The organism is Streptomyces odontomachicola, assembly GCF_039605595.1.
Lineage (GTDB): Bacteria > Actinomycetota > Actinomycetes > Streptomycetales > Streptomycetaceae > Streptomyces.
The window spans coordinates 204,727-220,921 of record NZ_JBCFOK010000005.1; the positions used below are offsets into that span (position 1 = coordinate 204,727).

The window sequence follows — 16,195 nt, forward strand, 5'->3', positions numbered from 1 at the left end:
TCCCCTCCGATGCGATCAGCGGTGCTCAGCGAGGAGCGGTACCGCCCGGGGACTCTGCGCCCAGGAGGGCGAGCAGCCCGGGGAACCTCTTCTCGACGTCCGCGCGCCGTAGCCGGATGCCCTTGCGGTTGCCGTAGTCGATCTCCTCGATGAGACCTGCCTCGCGCAGGACCCGGAAGTGGTGGGTCTGGGTCTGCTTCGAGACCGGAAGATCGAACGAGTTGCAGCCCCGCTCGCTGTCGCCGCGGTCGGCGGCCAACTCCGCCATCACCGAACGACGGTGCTCATCGGCGAGGGCACGGAACACCGCACCCAGATCGAGCGCATCGGCCTCCGGGCCGACCAGGTTCCTCCCGGCCACGCCGCACCTCCTTCACGTACGACTTGCATCGTACCTGAAGGGCGTGCTTCTCTGAGGTGCGAGAGGTACGAAATCGATCGTACCTTGGTCCGGCCGCACCGCCCCGTGCCGCCGCCCCCTCAGACCCGGCCCGGCACTCGCCGGGGCCTGGTCACCGACACTCCGAGAGGCCATCGTCATGAAGAAGCCCGAGGTGCTGATAGTCGGTGCCGGAATCGCAGGGCCCGCACTCGCGTACTGGCTCTCCCGGAACGGATACCGGCCGACGGTCGTCGAGCACGCCCGGCACCTGCGCTCCGGTGGCAGCGCGATCGTCGTGAAGGGGCCCGCCATCCCGGTCGCCGAGCGCATGGGCGTCCTCCCGCAGCTCCGCGAGCTCGCCACCCGCAATCGGTCGCTGACCCTGCTCGACCCCGACGGCAGGCGAATCCTGCAACTCCCGCTCGCCTCGGACAAGGCGCCGACGGTCGAGGTGACCCGGGCCGACCTGTCCGAGGTGCTCCACCGGTCGGCGCAGACCGAGGCCGAGTTCCTGTTCGACGACACGGTCACCGCTCTCGACCAGGACGAAGGCGGGGTGGACGTCACCTTCCGGCGGTCCGCGCCACGGCGCTTCGACCTGGTGGTCGGCGCCGACGGGATGCACTCCACCGTGCGGCGCCTGGTGTTCGGCCCCGAGCGGCAGTTCGCGGGCGACCTGGGCCTGTACGGCGCGACCGTTCCGCTGGAACCCGACGCCATCGAGGACCCGACCGAGATGACGATGCTGACCGTGCCGAACCGGATGCTGGTCCTGCATCCCTCGCGGACCACCCCACTCGCGATCTTCACCTTCCGGGCCGCACCGCAGGCGCCCCACGACCGCAAGAACGTCGCCCTTCACAAGCAGACCGTGGCCGACGCCTACGCCGACGTGCGGTGGCGGGCACCGGAGCTCGTGGCGGCGTTCCGCGACCACCCGGCTCCGTACTTCGACCCCCTGACCACCGTCCGGGTGCCCTCGTGGTTCCGCGGACGGGTCGTACTGCTCGGGGACGCGGCGGCGGCGACAGCCCTGCTGGGCGACGGATCCAGCATGGCGATGGCGGGCGCTTACGCCCTCGCGGAAGAGCTCGCCGCCCAACCCGGTGACCACGCCCGCGCCTTCGCCGCCTACGAGTCCCGGCTCCGCCGCGAGGTGGGCCCGCGGCAGCGACGCGTCGGGCCGCTCTCCAGGCTCATGGTGCCCCGCACCCGGCCGGGCCTCGCGGTGCGCAACGCGGTGGGCCGCGCGGTCGGCCGCGCCAACCGGACCGCCTCTCGCGAAGCCGCGAACCGGTAGACCGGGCCCGGCGAACAGGAAATGGATCGTGGCGCAGCGAGGCCCCTGACCGTTGCGCTGGTGAACTCACTCTCCAGCCGCCAACGACAGAAGCCTCGCCGCTCGGCAATCAATGAGGCATTGTCACTCGTTGAGCCTGTGCCTCACTGCAAGGAAAGAGTTACTTGTGGCTGTACCTGAGGTCGGCCGCGGTCATGTCGCCGTTCATCATGCACGAGTAGCCGTATTCCTTGCCGTCGGGAGGCGTGCCAAGCTCCTTCACCGACTTGTTTATTGCCTCCTCGCAGTTGTGGACATCATGCACGGTGTACTCCTTGCCCTCCGGGGGAGTGTCAGCCGCCTGAGAGGCTCCGACAGCGGCACCGGAGAATGCCAGGAGGCCGATTCCGACGACTGCGGCACGCTTGAACCTACGCAATTCATCCTCCTCATTGCATAAATACGTTGCGGCACACACCAGTTGGCATGCATGCCGATCGCGCGAACAACGGGCCCCATCGGGGATTCCCGTGACGCTTCGTCAGGTAATCACGGGACCGCGCCCGCCTCAAAATGACGGGAAAACCTGTTACATGCCCCTTACACGACGCAGAACTCACTGTGCATTCCGGGCAGGCCGGACGGGAAAGGGGGCGACGCCTAACGGGCGGATCGCGGCGTGGTCGTGTCCGGGAAGCGGCGCGGTGCGTGGTCGGCGACGAGGAGTTGGTGGAGACGGCCGAGCGCGGCGATGAGGCCGGCGCGCTCTTCGTCGTCCACCTCGGCCAGTGCGTTGGTCAGGGGCTTGTCGGCGCGCCCGGCGCGGCGCTGCCTGCTGGCGGCGCGGACGGCCTCGGTCAGGTCGACCAGCGTCCTGCGGCCGTCGGCGGGGTCGGCCTCGGTGGCGACCCAGCCGCGGTCGGCCAGAGAGCGCACGCTGGTTGAGACGCGGCTCTGGGCCAGTCCGGCGCGCTTGGCGATGGCACCCACGGCGCTGCTTCCGTTCAAGTACAGGTCCTGGAGGACCAGGAACTCGCCGGGAGCGAGGTCGGGTACGTCGGCGCTCATGTCCTCGAGGGCGATCTCGGCCAGGCGTCGGCCGAGTTGATACAGGTCGCTCATCTCCACCCCTCCAAGATACATCTCCGGTTATGCATCTCCACAGATCCATCTTGACAGATGGATCTCGTGAGATACATCGTTGCGGATGTAGTTGACCGCAAGCCCGAACCCCTGGAGACACCGTGAGCCTCAGCGATTACCTGCTCTACACCGGCGTGTTCGTCGCGATCCTCGCCACCCAGCTCGGCACGCGGCGCCCGGACGCCAGGCGGCTGCTGCTCCCCGTGGGAATCGTCGCGGGCGTCGGCTTCAAGTACCTCAAGGAGATTCCCTCGGGGAGCACGGCCCATCTGATCGAGGCGGCCGGACTCGCGGTCGGCCTGCTGTTCGGCCTGGCCTCGCTCGCCCTGATCCAGGTCCGCCGCGACCCGGACGACTCGCGCCTGGTCACCGTCGCGGGCTGGCCGTACGCCGCGCTCTGGACGGTCGCGATGGCCCTGCGCATGGGCTTCGCCTACGGCTCGACGCACTGGTTCACCAGCGACCTGATGACGTTCTCGATGCGGCACCACGTCCCGGCCGAGACCTACGGCACGGCGTTCGTCCTGATGGTCCTGGCCATGATCCTCGTCCGGACCGCCGGCGTACTCCTTCGCGCCCGCCTCGCAGGCGCCACCGTCAACTTCGGTTCCCTCGGCATCGCCCGCCGCTTCGCCTCCTGAGGTCCGCCCCGACCGACCCCTCCGCGACCTTCGACGCCGCGACGATTCCGGCCCTCCAGATCAGGCAAGTCGCTTGCCTCGTGACGCGATCGCCCACCGAGTCGGGAGCCTTCTCCGCCGCACCGGCCGATTCCGCCATCTCCGGGCCGGTCACCGGCTGTTCGGGGAGGGAGCCCACCGGTCCGCCTGCACGACCTCCGCCATCTCGCCGCCGCGCTCTCCCTGTCACGGCGCCAAACAGCAAGGTGACACCTGGGCAGTTGGAGCCCGGAGCCAACCCGGCTCCGACCCCCTCGGCATGATCAGCCTCACAGGAAGAGGCCAAGGCGACTGCGCGTCCACTGGATCTTGGCCCCAACGACCGAGCGGGGGCGGCCACGTTGGAGTGGCCGCCCCCGCTCTCGCGTCTTCGCGGGCAGAAACGGTTCTGCCCAGGGGACTTGTGGTGGGGCGGGTGGGACTCGAACCCACGGCCGACGGATTATGAGTCCGCTGCTCTAACCTGCTGAGCTACCGCCCCGTCGCGGCATGCCACGTACATGTGTACGTGTGTGCGTGCCACGTCTGCCGCAGCATAGCCGCTCATACGATCTGCCGCCCGCGCCGGGGGCAGCCGTACGCAGGAGAGGACTTCGATCACGGTCCCCGCGGTTCCGCATGCGGACCCGAAGGTCATGAAAACCTTCGCTGCGGCCTCCGCCGCCCGGCCCCGGGCGCGCGCAGGGCGCACGCACGGGGCACAAAAGAAGGGGCCCCGATGGGGCCCCTTCTTGCCGCTCCCGCGACTGGACTCGAACCAGTAACCTGCCGGTTAACAGCCGGCTGCTCTGCCGATTGAGCTACACGGGACTGCGTTGCTCGGGCGCGGCGCCCCGTTCCCGGGGGCGTTCCCTCGCTGCGGGAAATACATTAGCGCATGCCAGGGGGTACTCCGAAATCCGTATCCGCACCGGCCCTCGCGAGGCCGTCGCAGACGGCCGTGACCGGGGCCGGTGCCGAACCGACAGAAGGGTGTAGCCATGCGCTACCGGCTCACGTTCGCGGCGGGAATGGCCGTCGGCTACGTGCTGGGGACACGTGCGGGACGCGAGCGCTACGAGAGGCTCAGGGAGGCGGCGCAGCGGGTCGCCGGCAACCCGGCCTTCCGCAACGCCACCGAGGCCGCCGCGCAGACCGGGCGGGAGGCGGCGACGAAGGCGGCCGACGCGGTCACCGAGCGGGTCGGGCACCGGCTGCCTGACTCGGTGAGCGAGAAGGTCCGCGCGCTGCGCGGGCAGCGCACGCCGATGGACGACGACTGGGGGACGAGCAGCAGCTAGCAGCAGCCGGCAACGACCGGGCGCCGAGCCCGAGTCGACGGCACGGGCGGCCGCTTCCCGCGGCCCCGCCCGAGCGCTCGGGTTCGCCCCCCGGGTACGAGCGCTCAGGCGGGGGCGGGGAGCGGCCGCGCTGCGTCGGGGGCGAGGAGCGGGGCGAGGAGGTCGCCGTGCTCGGCGACGCGGTCGGGGAGGTCTGTGGCGAGCATCACAAGATCCTCGGGTCTCCGCGCGCGGGCCAGCTCCTCCCAGCCGAGCGGCGCCGAGACGGTGGGGCGGGGCTGGGCGCGCAGGGTGTAGGGGGCGGCGGTGGTCTTGGCCTGGTTGTTCTGCGAGTGGTCGACGAAGACCTTTCCGGGGCGCAGCGCACGCGCCATCTTGCTGAGCGCGAGGTCGGGGAGCGCGGCCTCCGCCTCCTGGGCCAGGCGCTTCGCGTAGGCGCTGACCTGCGGTGACGGGGTGGGCTCCAGCGCGGCGAGCAGGTGCAGGCCCTTGGAGCCGGAGGTCTTGGGGAGCGCGGTCAGGCCGTCCTCGGCGAGCCGGTCACGGAGCCAGTCGGCGACCGTGCGGCACTCCAGCACGCTCGCGCCCTCGCCGGGGTCGAGGTCGAAGACGAGGCGGTCGGCCTCGGCCTGGCGGGCGGTGCGCCACTGCGGGGTGTGCAGTTCGAGGGCGGCGAGGTTGGCGGCCCAGACCAGGGACGGCAGGTCCTGGAGGAGCACCTGGCGCATGGGGGAGCGAGAGGCGACGGTGATCTCCGCGGTGCTCACCCAGTCGGGGGTGCCGGGCGGCACGTGCTTGGTGTAGAAGCTGCCCGCCTCGACCCCGTCGGGGAAGCGGGCGAAGGAGAGCGGGCGGTCGCGCAGGTGCGGGAGGAGTACGGGGGCGATCGAGGCGTAGTAGTGGATCGCCTCGCCCTTGGTGAAGCCGGTCACCGGATAGAGCACCTTGTCGAGGTTGCTCAGCGCGAGACGGCGGCCCTCGATCTCCGTGTACGGCATAACCTGAGAGTCCCATAGAAGGGACAAACTATGCGTTCCATCTGGAAAGGGTCGATTTCGTTCGGTCTCGTCTCCATCCCGGTCAAGGTGGTCTCGGCGACCGTGAACCACAGCGTCTCCTTCCACCAGCTCCACACCACCGACGGCGGGCGCATCAGGTACCGCAAGGTGTGCGAGCTGGAGGACGCGGAGGTGCCGCGGGAGGAGATCGGCAAGGGCTTCGAGACCGAGGACGGCGAGACCGTACAGCTCACCGACGACGACCTGGCCGCGCTGCCGCTGCCGACCGCGAAGACGGTGGAGATCCTCGGCTTCGTACCGCGCGAGGAGATCGACCCGATCCAGCTCGACCGCTCGTACTACCTGGCCGTGGACGGGCAGAGCGCGGCGAAGCCGTACGCGCTCCTGCGGGAGGCGCTGGAGCGCTCGGAGCGGGTCGCGGTGGTCAAGCTCGCGCTCCGGGGGCGGGAGAGCCTGGGAATGCTGCGCGTGTACGAGGACGCGCTGGCGCTGCACACCATGCTGTGGCCCGACGAGATCCGCTCGGTGAGCGGAGTGGCGCCGGAGGCGGACGTGCAGGTGCGGGAGGCCGAACTCGACCTGGCGGACACGCTCATGGACACCCTCGGCGAGCTGGACTGGAGCGAGCTGCGGGACGAGTACCGGGAGGCGCTGGAGGAGCTGGTCGAGGAGAAGAAGCGGGGCGGCGGAGCGAAACCGGCCGCGGGGAAGAAGGCCGCCGGGTCCGGCGGCAAGGTGCTGGACCTGATGTCGGTGCTGGAGAGCAGCGTGAAGGAGGCCGAGGAGTCGCGGGACTCCTCGGCCCAAGGCGAGGCGACGGTGCACCGGTTGTCTTCGTCGCGGGGCGGCAAGAAGCCGGCCTCCGGGGCCAAGAAGACCGCAGCGGCCAAGTCGGGCTCGGCGAAGAAGACCGCATCAGCGAAGACGGCCTCCTCAGCGAAGAAGAGCACGGCCAAGAAGAGCGCGGCGAAGAAGACTGCGACCGCGAAGAAGAGCGCGACCGCGAAGAAGAGTGCGACGGCGAAGAAGTCCGCGCCCGCCAAGAAGGCGTCGGGGCGCAAGAAGTCGGCGTAGGGCCGCCTCAACTCGGGGCGAACAGGACCGAGTTCACGTACCGTCGATGCGGCGCCACCGTGCGGCGCAGTAGGCCGTGGTCCGCCACGTGGGCCCTTTCCCGCTGGTGGGAGCGCAGGTCGAAGGCGTCCAGGGGGACCCAGGTGTCGCCGGGGAGCACCCAGCCGCGGTAGCCGAGGCCGTGGAGGAAGCCGAGGACCGGTGCCGGCGGCTGGATGCGGAGCTCCAGCTCGATGAAGAGGGCGGGGGAGAAGGCGCGGAGGGTCTTCTCCGCGCCGTGCAGGACGCCCAGTTCGCCGCCGTCCACGTCGATCTTGATGAGGGTGACGTCCTGGAGGGCGAGCTCGTCGAGGGGGAAGCACGGCACGCTCAGCGCCCGTGTGTGGATGTCGCGCCGCACCAGCGAGGACACCCCGCGATCGCCGCGGCCGTCGGAGGGCAGCCACAGCGTGGCCGTACCCGAGTGGCCTGCGGCCGCCGCCTGGAGCACCTCGACGTTCGGCGGGGTGGCCGCGCGCAGCCGGCGTGCCAGGTGCGGGACGGGTTCCACCGTGAGCACCCGGTCGGCCCGGCGTGCGAGGCGCCGCGTCCACGGCCCGTACCAGCCGCCGATGTCGACCGCCGTGCCGCCGCGCGGGCAGAAGTCGGCGAGGCGGCGCAGTTCGGGCTCGAAGAGCGGGTAGAGGACGTCGGTCGCCGCGCACACCAGCCGGGCCGGCAGGTGCGGGGCGAGCCGTGCCGCCAGGGTCATGAGGCCGCGTCCTCCGGGGCGCCGGCGCGCTTCATGAGCCGGGCGTGCTCCTCGTCGCCGACCTGCTCGCCGGAGGAGGGCAGGAGCTGCGGTACGCCGTCGAGGATCGGGTAACGGCGGTGCAGGCGCGGGTTGTAGAGCGCCTCCTCGGGCTGGAGCAGCACCAGCGGGCCCTTGTCGAGGGGGCAGGCGAGGATCGTCAGCAGCGGGTCGTCAGGGGAGATCGCGGGCATGCTCGCGGCCTTTCTCCGAGCCGGTTCTCTCCGAGCCGGTCTCGGGGGTCGGTGCGGGAGCCGGGGCCGGCTCGTGGCGGGGGAGCGAGAGCAGCACGGCGATGGCCAGCGCGGCGCCGCCCAGCCGCAGCGCCAGCCGCAGCGGCTCGTCCGGCAGCGGCTCGGCGAACGCGAGCGTGCCGCTGACCACGGCGAACAGGAAGTTCACCGTCGTGCACACCGGCACGATCAGCGAGGCGCGGCAGCGCTGGAGCGCGGTCTGCGAGAGCACCAGTCCTGTGGAGCCGGTGAACAGCAGGATGTACGGGTACGGCGAGGTGAACAGCGCGCGCAGTGTCCCCGCGACGTCGTGCGGGTCGATCAGTCCGGCGGCGCCCTTGATCGCCAGCGAGCTCACCCCGTACAGGAAGCCCACCGCGACCCCGTACGGGACTCCGGCCGTCGGGAGGCGGTGGCGGCGGCGGGAGCGGCGTTCGGCGGAGCGGAAGAGCGACAGCGCGAGGGCCAGCGAGGGCAGGCAGATCAGGAGGAGCAGCGGCGCTGGGGCGAGGCGGCTGATGTGCTCCGAGCCCTCCCGCAGGGAGAAGACGATCATGACGAGGGCGACCACGATCGCCGCCATGCCCTGCCGCTCACGGCCGCCGGAGCGCTCGCCGAGGAACAGCGCCGAGAGGAGCAGCAGCATCACGAGACCGGTGACGAACAGGCCCTGCGCCGCGACCAGCGGCAGCGTGCGGTAGACCGCGAGCTGCGCGGCGAAGCCCAGGAGCAGGGACGCGGCGCCGAGTATCCACAGCGGGCTGCGCAACAGGTGGAGCACGAGCTGCCAGGGGCGTCCTGCGGAGAGCGGCGGCAGGCCGGAGAGCGCCCGCTTCTCGATCACGAAACCGGCGCTGAACAGCACGTTCGCCAGCAGCGCCGCCGCGACTCCCCACAGCATCAGCGGCTCCGGGACGGCCGCGCGGGCCCCGCGGGTTTGCGCGCGTGCACGAGCAGGATCGAGGCGAGGGAGGGGGCACGGCAGGCCAGCCGGTCCAGCGGGCGCAGCGGGCGGGGAACGTCGTGGTACGGGGCCCCGGCCATCCGTACGACGGTGAAGCCGCTCGCGGTCAGCAGGCCGCGCAGGGCCCGCGCGGTGTGCAGCCGCAGATGCCCCACGACCTGGCTGCCGGGGCGCCCGTGTATCCCGCGCAGCGACACCTCGGAGAAGACCGGCTGCACGCCGGCGAGGAGCAGGGCGCGGTTGTACCAGGCGGCCAGGTTCGGCGTGGACAGCAGCAGATGGCCGCCGGGGCGCAGTACGCGGTGCAGCTCGTCCAGCGCGGCGTCGGGGTCGACGAGGTGTTCCAGCACCTCGCTGAAGAGGACCGCGTCGGCGGCCCCGGCGCGGAACGGCAGCCCCGGCGGGGTGAGTTCGCCGCGTACGACGGTGAGGTGCGCCGAGGCGCGGCGGAGCGCGTCCTGCGACCAGTCGACGCCGATCAGGCGGTGGCCGCGCAGCGCCTCGCGCGCGGTGGCGGCCGCCGAGCCGTCGCCGCAGCCCACGTCCAGCACGGTGCGCGGCCCCACCGCCCGCGCGGGCCCGAGGGCCGCCGCCAGCAGCTCCGCCTGGCGGCGCGCGCGGTCGGCGCCGGAGGCCACGGGGGTCGCGGGGTCCTCGTACAACTCCCGTAATCCGCGCGGGAGTTGGCGCGCCGCGCGCGTCGGGGTGCTGGTCATGCTCCGGTCTCCCGCCCCTGGCCGGGGCGCTCTTCGGACACGTACGAGGTCGAGTCGAGGGAGCGCGCGAAGAGGGCGCCCAGGCGCGCGCCCGCCGCGTCGTCCAGCCGCGCGTGCGACCAGCGCAGCGCGAGCTGCAGGCGCCCGCCGGTGGAGACCGTGGTGACCGAGAGCCCGCGCGGCGAGCGTCCCGGCGCGGAGAACCACACCGCCTCGGCGCGGCCCGCGTCGCCGAAGTCCAGCGGGTACGGGATGCGGCCGATGTTGGAGAGGAGGGTGGTGGAGGCCCAGGGGCCGGCCGCCTCGCGCAGGCCGCGTACGTACGCGGCGCGCAGTCCGACCGGCAGCAGCGGGGTGGTCAGCAGGTCGCCGCCGAAGCCCAGTTGGGGGCGGTCGACGGATTTCAGCGCGCGGGTCCTGGCGGCCGTGGCGCGCAGCATCCGCGCGATCGCGGCGCGGTCGGGCGCGCCGGCGGCGGTGAGCGCATCGTGTGCGGCGCGCTCCTCGTGGCCGAAGGTGACCTCGACGAGGCGGGTGCCGTTGCCGATGGGCATGTCGGCGGTGCGCGGGCGGTCGTCCACCGGCATGGTGATCCGGACCGGGCGCACCGGCTGGTCGTGCATGCGGTTCCAGCGCGCGCACATGATCCATGTGGCCACCAGGAGCTGGTCGTTCACGGTGTACGGGCTCGGCCCGCCCGGCGCCCTCGGCGGCCGCGCGGGGACCGGCAGATCCGCGATGAACATGCCGTTGCCGGGTGATCCGGGGTGCACCGTGTCGGCGGCGATCCTGGCGGGGCGGGCCCAGGGGGAGGCCGCGGGCTCGGGGCGCGGGCCGCCCTCGCGGTCGCCGTTGCTGCGCACGGGGGGCGGCGCGGGGGAGTTGTCGGCGCCCCCGTACAGCTCGGCCGCCGTGGCGATCACCCGCAGGCACGCGGGGCCGTCCAGTGCGGTGTGGTTCATGGTGACCACCAGCACCCAGCGTCCCTCGTGCTCCACCACCTCGATGCGCACCGGCGGCGAGGCGTCCAGCGGCGGGCACTCGGCGAGCGCCCGGCCGCGTGCCTCCTCCAGGGTGCCGCCGGGCCAGGTCACCGGGTCGCGGTCGGGTTCGCCCGTGAGCCGCCAGGTGTAGCGGCGGTGCCACCAGCGGGACGGGTCCTGCCGGATGAGGATGCGCGGATGGCGGCGCATCGCCTCGCGCACAGCGGCCCGCAGCCGGTCCGGGTCCGGGCGGCCCGGCAGGTGGATCTCGATGTGCACGGTCTCCGGCTCGTCCTCGGTGAGGCAGTGCCGGGTGATCTCGTCCACGGTCGGGAACGGCAGGGTGCGTTCCGCTCTCGCCGGGCGCGGGCGCTCCGGGTGCGGCAGCCCGTCGCGCGCGGACTCCAGTGCGGTCATGGGGTGGGTCCCTCCCCTTGTCCCGGTTCCTGATCAGGCTGTCCCGGTGCGTGGTCCGGCTTCGCCGGCGGCGGGCTCGCGGACTCCTCGGTGTGCGGCGGCTGTCGGGGCTGCTCGGCCTGGGTGTCGCGGTCCGGTTTGGTCAACGGCCGCTTCGGGAGCGGTGGTTGGGCGGCGCCGGGCTGCTCGCCCTTTTCGGGCCCTTCGGCCCCTCGGGGTCCATCGAACTCCGGCGGGCGCTTTCCGTACAACGCCTCGGTTTCAGCCGTTTCGGATTCCGGCCGCGGCGCCGGCCGCGGCGTCGGCGCGGCCACGGACTCCGCCCGCGTCGTGACCCCGTCTCCCGCCCTCCTCCTGTGCCGCGGCCTGCGCGGGGCCGTGACCAGCGCCGCCGTGAGGGCGAGCAGGGCGAGGGCCTGGGCGACGTGGCTGAACGCGCCCTGTCCGTCCACGATCCCGCGGTCCGCGTGCACCGTGGCGGCCACGCCCGCGCCGAGCGCGGCCAGCAGCGCCAGCGGTACGAGGAGGGCCGGGCGGGCCCACGCGACCAGCGCCAGCACCGGCACGACCACCGCGTACGGGCCCGAGACCAGGGCCATCACGAGGGTCAGCGCGACCGTGCCCAGCACCCAGGACGGCGGCGGCACCCGGCGTGCCTCCGCGCCGAGCGGGGTGCCCGCGCGGCGGCGTACGAAGGCGAAGCCGAGCAGCAGCGCGACGCCCGCCACTCCGGCGATCAGCCCGCCCTCGTACCAGCGCGCGGGCCGGTACTCCAGCTTCACCAGGCCGCTCTGGCCCGCCGGCACCAGGAAGCCCTGCTGCCAGCCGTCCAGCCGGAGCGGGCGCAGCTCCTTGCCGTCGAGGGTGGCGCGCCAGCCGTCGTTGACGTTCTCGTACGTCTGGAGGTAGGCGGCCGAGCCGTCGCCGACCCGCACCGAGCGGCGGTCGCCGAGCCAGTCCACGGCGGTGACCTGGCGGGCGGCCGCGGCGATCGCGCCGGTGGCCGGGCGCGTCCGCTCGCCGCGCGCGAGGGTCACGTCGGTGATCGCCAGCGGGCCCGCGCCGCCCGCCTCCACGGTGTGCCGCCCGGCCGGCAGCTCCAGGCTCCCGTTCTTGGCCTCGCCCGCGCACAACTCGACGTCCACCGGGCGCCGTTCGGTCAGATCCCGTACCGTTCCGCGCACCTTCGTGGTGTGCAGCGAGCCGTCCACCGCGAGGGTGGGGCCGCGGCCGCAGGGCAGGCGGAAGGCGCGGTCGGGGTCGGGCGGCGGGATCCGCAGGTCCTCCAGCGCCGGTACGTACACCTCGCTGAGTCCGACCGGGAGTTGAAGCCTGCGGTCGGCCAGCGGGTTGTGCGCGGTCACCTGCTGGGTGCGGGTGACCGTGAGGTCGAGGCGGTCGGTGGTGATCGGGTCGAAGCGGGCCCAGCCGTTCTCGTCCACGCTCGCGGTGGCCGCGCCGTCGGGCGAGCTGATGCGCACCTCGGCGGGGCGCGCCGAGATGCCGCCGCCGCCCGCGAGCACGATCCGGTCGATCTCCTTCTTGCCGGGCCAGCGCAGGTGCACGGTCGGCTTGTCCCCCGCGATCCAGCCGGTGGTCAGGTCGCCGTCCACCAGGTTGCGGGCGCTGAGCGAGGTGCCCAGCTCCGCGGTGGAGTCGGCGGAGGCGCTGACCCTGTTGAGGGAGCCCGGCGCGACCTCGTCCAGTAGCTGGTCGAGCCCGGGGCCCTGTACGGGGGTCGCCTTGGCCCGCACGCGGAACTCGCCGCTGCCGCCCCCTGTGGTGAACTGCCGGTGCAGCCCCGGCTCGGTCATCGCGGGGGAGAGCCCGCCCGAACCCGCGTACCGGTGCAGCGAGAAGGTCTCGCCCGCCGGCCGCGAACCGCCGCTCTCCGCCTCCTTCTCCGCGTCGTCCGGCAGCCGCAGCATCCTGGTGACCTGCACGTGCGGGATGTCGATGTCCTGGAATCCCGCGCCGGAGAGCCCGGGGCGCGGACCCTGCGCGCTCGTGATGGTCAGCTTGAGCCAACGGGCCTCGCCCGGGGGCGCCTTGATCTCCTGCCGCGAACCGTCCGTGCGCAGCGTGCTCGTCCTGCTGCCCTTGTCGGTCTGCACCCGCACCCGGGTGGGCGCGGCCCGCGCGGCCTCGGCGGGCAGCGGGATCACCTTGAGAGCGGACGGGATGTCCACCGGCGTGCGGAAGCCGATCCGTATCCACTGGCCCACCGGGTCCCCGCCGCTGCCCTCGGCCCAGGCCGTGTCCTGATCGCCGTCGAAGGCGCCCACCGGGTCGAACTGGGGCAGGTGGAAGAGCCAGTTGCCGTAGCTGGACGCGGTCACCGACGCGGCGCCGCGCAGCGTCGCCACCGTCTGGTGCCCCGCGCCGCGCGTCGGCAGGATCTGCTTGGGCTTCTCGCCGGGCCGCTCGGAATCGCCTGGCGCGTTCTTCTCGTTCGCGGTGTAGGTGTACGAGGTGTTGCCGTTGACCAGCCCGAACCGCGTGTCGGCGCGCCGCAGCCCGTCCGCGGTGAACTGCCGCGCCGGTGTGCCGAGCCCCGGATGGTTGTCCCCGGTCAGCACGCTCGGGCGGCCCGCCAGCGCGGGGTCGGCGGACATCTGGAGCAGCGACTCGGGGCCGCCGCTCACCTGCACCGTGTCCTGGACGGGGCGCGCCGCGACGGGCCCCGGCTGCTCGTCGGTCGGCGGCTCGAAGATCTCCACCGCGCGCGACTGCTCGAACAGGCCCGTGACCTGGAGCGGATCGCCGCTCGGCACGGTGCCCTGGGTGATCTCCGGACCGAAGGACTTCACCTTCGTGTAGCCGGACGCCTCCAGGGTGCGGCGCACCGTCTGCGGCGGCACATAGCCGATCTGCTCCGGGTCCAGGTCGTTGCGCACGACCACGTAGTGCAGCCCCGCGCGGGCCAAGTAAGCGGACAGGCCCGGCACTTCACTTCCGGTCAGCAGGGCCTGTTCCACGGCGTCCATGGCGCGCCGGTTGCCGGGGGCGCCGAAGGGCACGTAGTCGCGCTGCGCCCAGGCGGACTTCGCCAGCACGTCCAGCGGCTGGTCGATCGTCGAGCCCCAGGTGTTGATCCCGTGCGCCGTGGCCGGGGTGACATAGGCGCGGCTGTCGGGCGAGTGGTCCTTGAGCCAGTCGGCCGTCTGCTCCCAGTGCTTCGGGAGCTTCTTGAAGGCGCCGGGCTGGAGCACGTCCCCGGTCGCGTACGGGAGCGCCAGACCCGGCAGCACCAGCACGGCGGCGACCACGGGCAGCAGGCGCCGGCCGGGAAGCGGACGCACCCCCTCGGCGCGGGACGCGAGGGAGAGGAGGTGCGCCAGGCCCAGGGCGACGGCGAGCCCCAGGCCCGGCTGGAACTTGAAGATGTTCCGGAACGGCCGCAGCCATCCGTCCAGCCACCCCTGCACGCCCTCGGCGAAGGGAGCGCCGAGCGAGCCCGCGTACCCGGCGAGCATGATGCCTGCCGCCGTCAGCACCGTGAGCACCAGCCAGCGCCGCTCGGGCAGGTCGCGGCGGGCCAGCCCGGCGAGCCCGAGCCCGGCGGCGAGCGCGCCGCCCAGGATGGCGAGCGCGCCGGTCGCGACCGACCAGCCAGCGGGCAGCCAGGCCTCGCCGAAGTGCAGGTACGCGGTCCAGTTGCCGGCGCCGCGCAGCATCTCGGTCGCGGACATGGCGTCCGTGGTGGTGCGCGCGGTCTCCACGTACGGCATGAAGTCCTCGCCGTAGACGCCGAGCAGCAGCAGCGGGATCGTCCACCACAGGGTGGCCAGCACGACGCCGGGCAGCCACCAGGCGAGCAGGGTGCGGCGGGCGCGCCCGGTGCGGGTGAGCAGGTACAGCCCGGCGGGCAGCAGCGCGGCGAGCGTGGACGCCGCGTTGACCCCGCCCATGAAGGGCACGATCAGCGCCGAACGGGCCGCCGCCACGCGGGGGCTGAGGGTCGTCGAGGCCAGCGGGAGCAGCACCCAGGGCAGCACGGCGCCGGGCAGCGCGGCCGCCGAGGTGGAGCCGACCACGATGGTGAAGGCGGGCCACAGCGCGTAGACCAGGGCCCCCAGCACACGGCTGCCCCGGGAACCCACGCCGAACCGTTCCGCCAGGCGCAGCGCGCCCCAGAAGGCGGCGGCGACGATGAGCGACATCCACAGCCGCTCGGCGATCCAGGTGGGGATGTGCAGCACGTCGGTGAGCGCGTAATAGGGGAGCGAGGGGAACAGATAGCCCGCGTACTGGTCGGAGATCCCGCCGAAGCCGGCCTGGTCGGTCCACAGTTCGCCGAGGTGGTCCAGGAAGCGGAACGGGTCCAGGGCGACGCCGAGCTTGGTCTCGAAGGTCATCTTGCCCGGCGACTTCGCCAGGAAGGCCACGAAGAGCAGCGCCCACACCAGCAGCAACAGGCTCCTGCGGCACGGTCTTTCCGGGGGCGGCTCCGCGGTGGCCACGGCGGTGCGCGGGTTCTGGGGTGGTGCCTGGACGGTCGTGGTCATGAGGGACACCGCCGGAGGATGAGGAGGAGATTCCAGGTGGCGATCTCGCGCAGCACCGGTACCCGGGTGATGGCGCCCGGCAGGAAGGGCCAGTAGCGGGAGCGCGCCGTGAGCACCCGGACGTCGTCGCGGGCCCGCACCCGGCGCAGGGTGGGGCCGACGTGCACGGCGAAGAGGTTCTCGCCGAGGGTGTGCTTGGCCTCGCGCCCTGTCCGCCGGGCATAGCGGGCGCGGGCGCGTGAGTGGCCGAGGTAGTGCCAGGGCGAGGTCTCGTGGCCGCCCCACGGCGAGTACCAGTTGGTGAACGACAGATAGATCAGCCCGCCGGGCCGGGTGACCCGCACCATCTCGGACAGGAAGGTCTCCGGATCGGCCACGTGCTCCAGCACGTTGGAGCTGAAGCACACGTCCGCCGTGCCGTCGGCGAGCGGCAGCAGATAGCCGTCGGCGACCACCGAGCCCGGCGGCGCTGCGCCGCGCGCCAGCAGCTCCTTCAGGTCCGGCTCGAAGAGGCAGGCGTGCGCGCCCCTGCGCCGGAACTCCTCGGTGAACTGGCCGCTGCCGCCCCCGACATCGGCCACCGTGGCGCCGGCGAGCGGCGCGTACCGCTCCAGCTGGTCCGCCGAGTCGGCGGCCAGCAGCCCGTAGCAGCGCTCGGGATCTTCCTGCTCGTGCCGGAACGCGCGGTACAGCGCGAGGGATCTTCGAAGAGAGGGGTCCCGCACCG

15 protein-coding genes and 2 tRNA genes are annotated in these 16,195 nt (G+C 72.8%); 4 read left to right on the forward strand and 13 right to left on the reverse strand.

All coding sequences use genetic code 11. The annotated features are described in order from the left end of the window. Nucleotides 1-25: 25 nt before the first annotated feature. Nucleotides 26-361: an ArsR/SmtB family transcription factor gene (locus ABEE00_RS10960; protein WP_345745154.1), complete on the reverse strand. Its 336-nt coding sequence runs from the start codon at nucleotides 359-361 to the stop codon at nucleotides 26-28. Between the two features lie 178 nt (nucleotides 362-539). Here ABEE00_RS10960 and ABEE00_RS10965 point away from each other — a divergent pair, with 178 nt between their 5' ends. Beyond that, nucleotides 540-1,682 (forward strand): FAD-dependent monooxygenase, encoded by a 1,143-nt coding sequence (locus ABEE00_RS10965; protein ID WP_345745155.1) that lies wholly within the window; start codon nucleotides 540-542, stop codon nucleotides 1,680-1,682. A 160-nt stretch (nucleotides 1,683-1,842) separates the two neighbouring features. Here the strand turns inward: ABEE00_RS10965 and ABEE00_RS10970 are convergent, their stop codons facing one another. Together ABEE00_RS10970 and ABEE00_RS10975 are read right to left on the reverse strand one after the other, a co-directional pair. Continuing rightward, on the reverse strand, nucleotides 1,843-2,100 hold the full coding sequence (locus ABEE00_RS10970; protein ID WP_345745156.1) for a hypothetical protein: 258 nt from the start codon (nucleotides 2,098-2,100) through the stop codon (nucleotides 1,843-1,845). 221 nt (nucleotides 2,101-2,321) lie between these two features. After that, entirely contained in the window at nucleotides 2,322-2,783 is a 462-nt protein-coding gene (locus tag ABEE00_RS10975; protein WP_345745157.1) for a MarR family winged helix-turn-helix transcriptional regulator, read from the reverse strand. Between the two features lie 122 nt (nucleotides 2,784-2,905). On the opposite strand from ABEE00_RS10975, the gene ABEE00_RS10980 reads away from it, so the two are divergent. Then, on the forward strand, nucleotides 2,906-3,445 hold the full coding sequence (locus ABEE00_RS10980; RefSeq protein WP_345745158.1) for a hypothetical protein: 540 nt from the start codon (nucleotides 2,906-2,908) through the stop codon (nucleotides 3,443-3,445). Between the two features lie 443 nt (nucleotides 3,446-3,888). On the opposite strand, the gene ABEE00_RS10985 is transcribed toward ABEE00_RS10980, so the two are convergent. Further along, nucleotides 3,889-3,965, reverse strand: a tRNA-Ile gene (locus ABEE00_RS10985). Between the two features lie 256 nt (nucleotides 3,966-4,221). After that, nucleotides 4,222-4,294: transfer RNA gene (locus ABEE00_RS10990), tRNA-Asn, on the reverse strand. A 170-nt stretch (nucleotides 4,295-4,464) separates the two neighbouring features. On the opposite strand from ABEE00_RS10990, the gene ABEE00_RS10995 reads away from it, so the two are divergent. Continuing rightward, the gene (locus ABEE00_RS10995; protein ID WP_345745159.1) at nucleotides 4,465-4,764 is read left to right on the forward strand and encodes a YtxH domain-containing protein; all 300 of its coding nucleotides are present in this window, start codon (nucleotides 4,465-4,467) and stop codon (nucleotides 4,762-4,764) included. 104 nt (nucleotides 4,765-4,868) lie between these two features. Here the strand turns inward: ABEE00_RS10995 and ligD are convergent, their stop codons facing one another. Continuing rightward, entirely contained in the window at nucleotides 4,869-5,762 is an 894-nt protein-coding gene (ligD, locus tag ABEE00_RS11000; protein ID WP_345745160.1) for a non-homologous end-joining DNA ligase, read from the reverse strand. 30 nt (nucleotides 5,763-5,792) lie between these two features. Between ligD and ku the strand changes: the two genes are divergently transcribed. Continuing rightward, complete coding sequence (gene ku, locus ABEE00_RS11005; protein WP_345745161.1) at nucleotides 5,793-6,857, forward strand: non-homologous end joining protein Ku; 1,065 nt, start codon at nucleotides 5,793-5,795, stop codon at nucleotides 6,855-6,857. A gap of 7 nt (nucleotides 6,858-6,864) precedes the next feature. Here ku and ABEE00_RS11010 read toward each other — a convergent pair whose 3' ends face one another. Genes ABEE00_RS11010 through ABEE00_RS11040 form a run of 7 tightly spaced genes read right to left on the reverse strand, consistent with a single transcriptional unit; the run spans nucleotide 6,865 to nucleotide 16,193 of the window. Continuing rightward, nucleotides 6,865-7,608, reverse strand: a complete 744-nt coding sequence (locus tag ABEE00_RS11010) for an FkbM family methyltransferase (protein WP_345745162.1) — start codon at nucleotides 7,606-7,608, stop codon at nucleotides 6,865-6,867. After that, entirely contained in the window at nucleotides 7,605-7,832 is a 228-nt protein-coding gene (locus ABEE00_RS11015; RefSeq protein ID WP_345745425.1) for a Trm112 family protein, read from the reverse strand. The genes ABEE00_RS11010 and ABEE00_RS11015 overlap by 4 nt, the downstream gene beginning before the upstream one ends. Further along, nucleotides 7,822-8,781, reverse strand: coding sequence for a DMT family transporter (locus ABEE00_RS11020; RefSeq protein ID WP_345745163.1), 960 nt, complete (start codon nucleotides 8,779-8,781; stop codon nucleotides 7,822-7,824). Before ABEE00_RS11020 ends, ABEE00_RS11015 begins: the two co-directional genes overlap by 11 nt. Continuing rightward, the gene (locus tag ABEE00_RS11025; RefSeq protein ID WP_345745164.1) at nucleotides 8,781-9,560 is read right to left on the reverse strand and encodes a class I SAM-dependent methyltransferase; all 780 of its coding nucleotides are present in this window, start codon (nucleotides 9,558-9,560) and stop codon (nucleotides 8,781-8,783) included. Before ABEE00_RS11025 ends, ABEE00_RS11020 begins: the two co-directional genes overlap by 1 nt. After that, nucleotides 9,557-10,960 (reverse strand): condensation protein, encoded by a 1,404-nt coding sequence (locus ABEE00_RS11030; protein ID WP_345745165.1) that lies wholly within the window; start codon nucleotides 10,958-10,960, stop codon nucleotides 9,557-9,559. The genes ABEE00_RS11025 and ABEE00_RS11030 overlap by 4 nt, the downstream gene beginning before the upstream one ends. Then, a complete protein-coding gene (locus tag ABEE00_RS11035) occupies nucleotides 10,957-15,468 on the reverse strand; it encodes an alpha-(1->3)-arabinofuranosyltransferase (RefSeq protein ID WP_345745166.1) in 4,512 nt (1,503 codons plus the stop codon). The genes ABEE00_RS11030 and ABEE00_RS11035 overlap by 4 nt, the downstream gene beginning before the upstream one ends. Continuing rightward, nucleotides 15,465-16,193 (reverse strand): class I SAM-dependent methyltransferase, encoded by a 729-nt coding sequence (locus tag ABEE00_RS11040; RefSeq protein WP_345745167.1) that lies wholly within the window; start codon nucleotides 16,191-16,193, stop codon nucleotides 15,465-15,467. Before ABEE00_RS11040 ends, ABEE00_RS11035 begins: the two co-directional genes overlap by 4 nt. Nucleotides 16,194-16,195 lie beyond the last annotated feature (2 nt).

Bases quoted from the DNA above. Each gene is read 5' to 3' on its own strand.
- ABEE00_RS10965 (WP_345745155.1), top strand. From the start codon at position 540: ATGAAGAAGCCCGAGGTGCTGATAGTCGGTGCCGGAATCGCAGGGCCC.
- ABEE00_RS10975 (WP_345745157.1), bottom strand. From the start codon at position 2,783: ATGAGCGACCTGTATCAACTCGGCCGACGCCTGGCCGAGATCGCCCTC.
- ABEE00_RS10995 (WP_345745159.1), top strand. From the start codon at position 4,465: ATGCGCTACCGGCTCACGTTCGCGGCGGGAATGGCCGTCGGCTACGTG.
- ligD (WP_345745160.1), bottom strand. From the start codon at position 5,762: ATGCCGTACACGGAGATCGAGGGCCGCCGTCTCGCGCTGAGCAACCTC.
- ku (WP_345745161.1), top strand. From the start codon at position 5,793: ATGCGTTCCATCTGGAAAGGGTCGATTTCGTTCGGTCTCGTCTCCATC.
- ABEE00_RS11010 (WP_345745162.1), bottom strand. From the start codon at position 7,608: ATGACCCTGGCGGCACGGCTCGCCCCGCACCTGCCGGCCCGGCTGGTG.
- ABEE00_RS11020 (WP_345745163.1), bottom strand. From the start codon at position 8,781: ATGCTGTGGGGAGTCGCGGCGGCGCTGCTGGCGAACGTGCTGTTCAGC.
- ABEE00_RS11025 (WP_345745164.1), bottom strand. From the start codon at position 9,560: ATGACCAGCACCCCGACGCGCGCGGCGCGCCAACTCCCGCGCGGATTA.
- ABEE00_RS11030 (WP_345745165.1), bottom strand. From the start codon at position 10,960: ATGACCGCACTGGAGTCCGCGCGCGACGGGCTGCCGCACCCGGAGCGC.
- ABEE00_RS11035 (WP_345745166.1), bottom strand. From the start codon at position 15,468: ATGACCACGACCGTCCAGGCACCACCCCAGAACCCGCGCACCGCCGTG.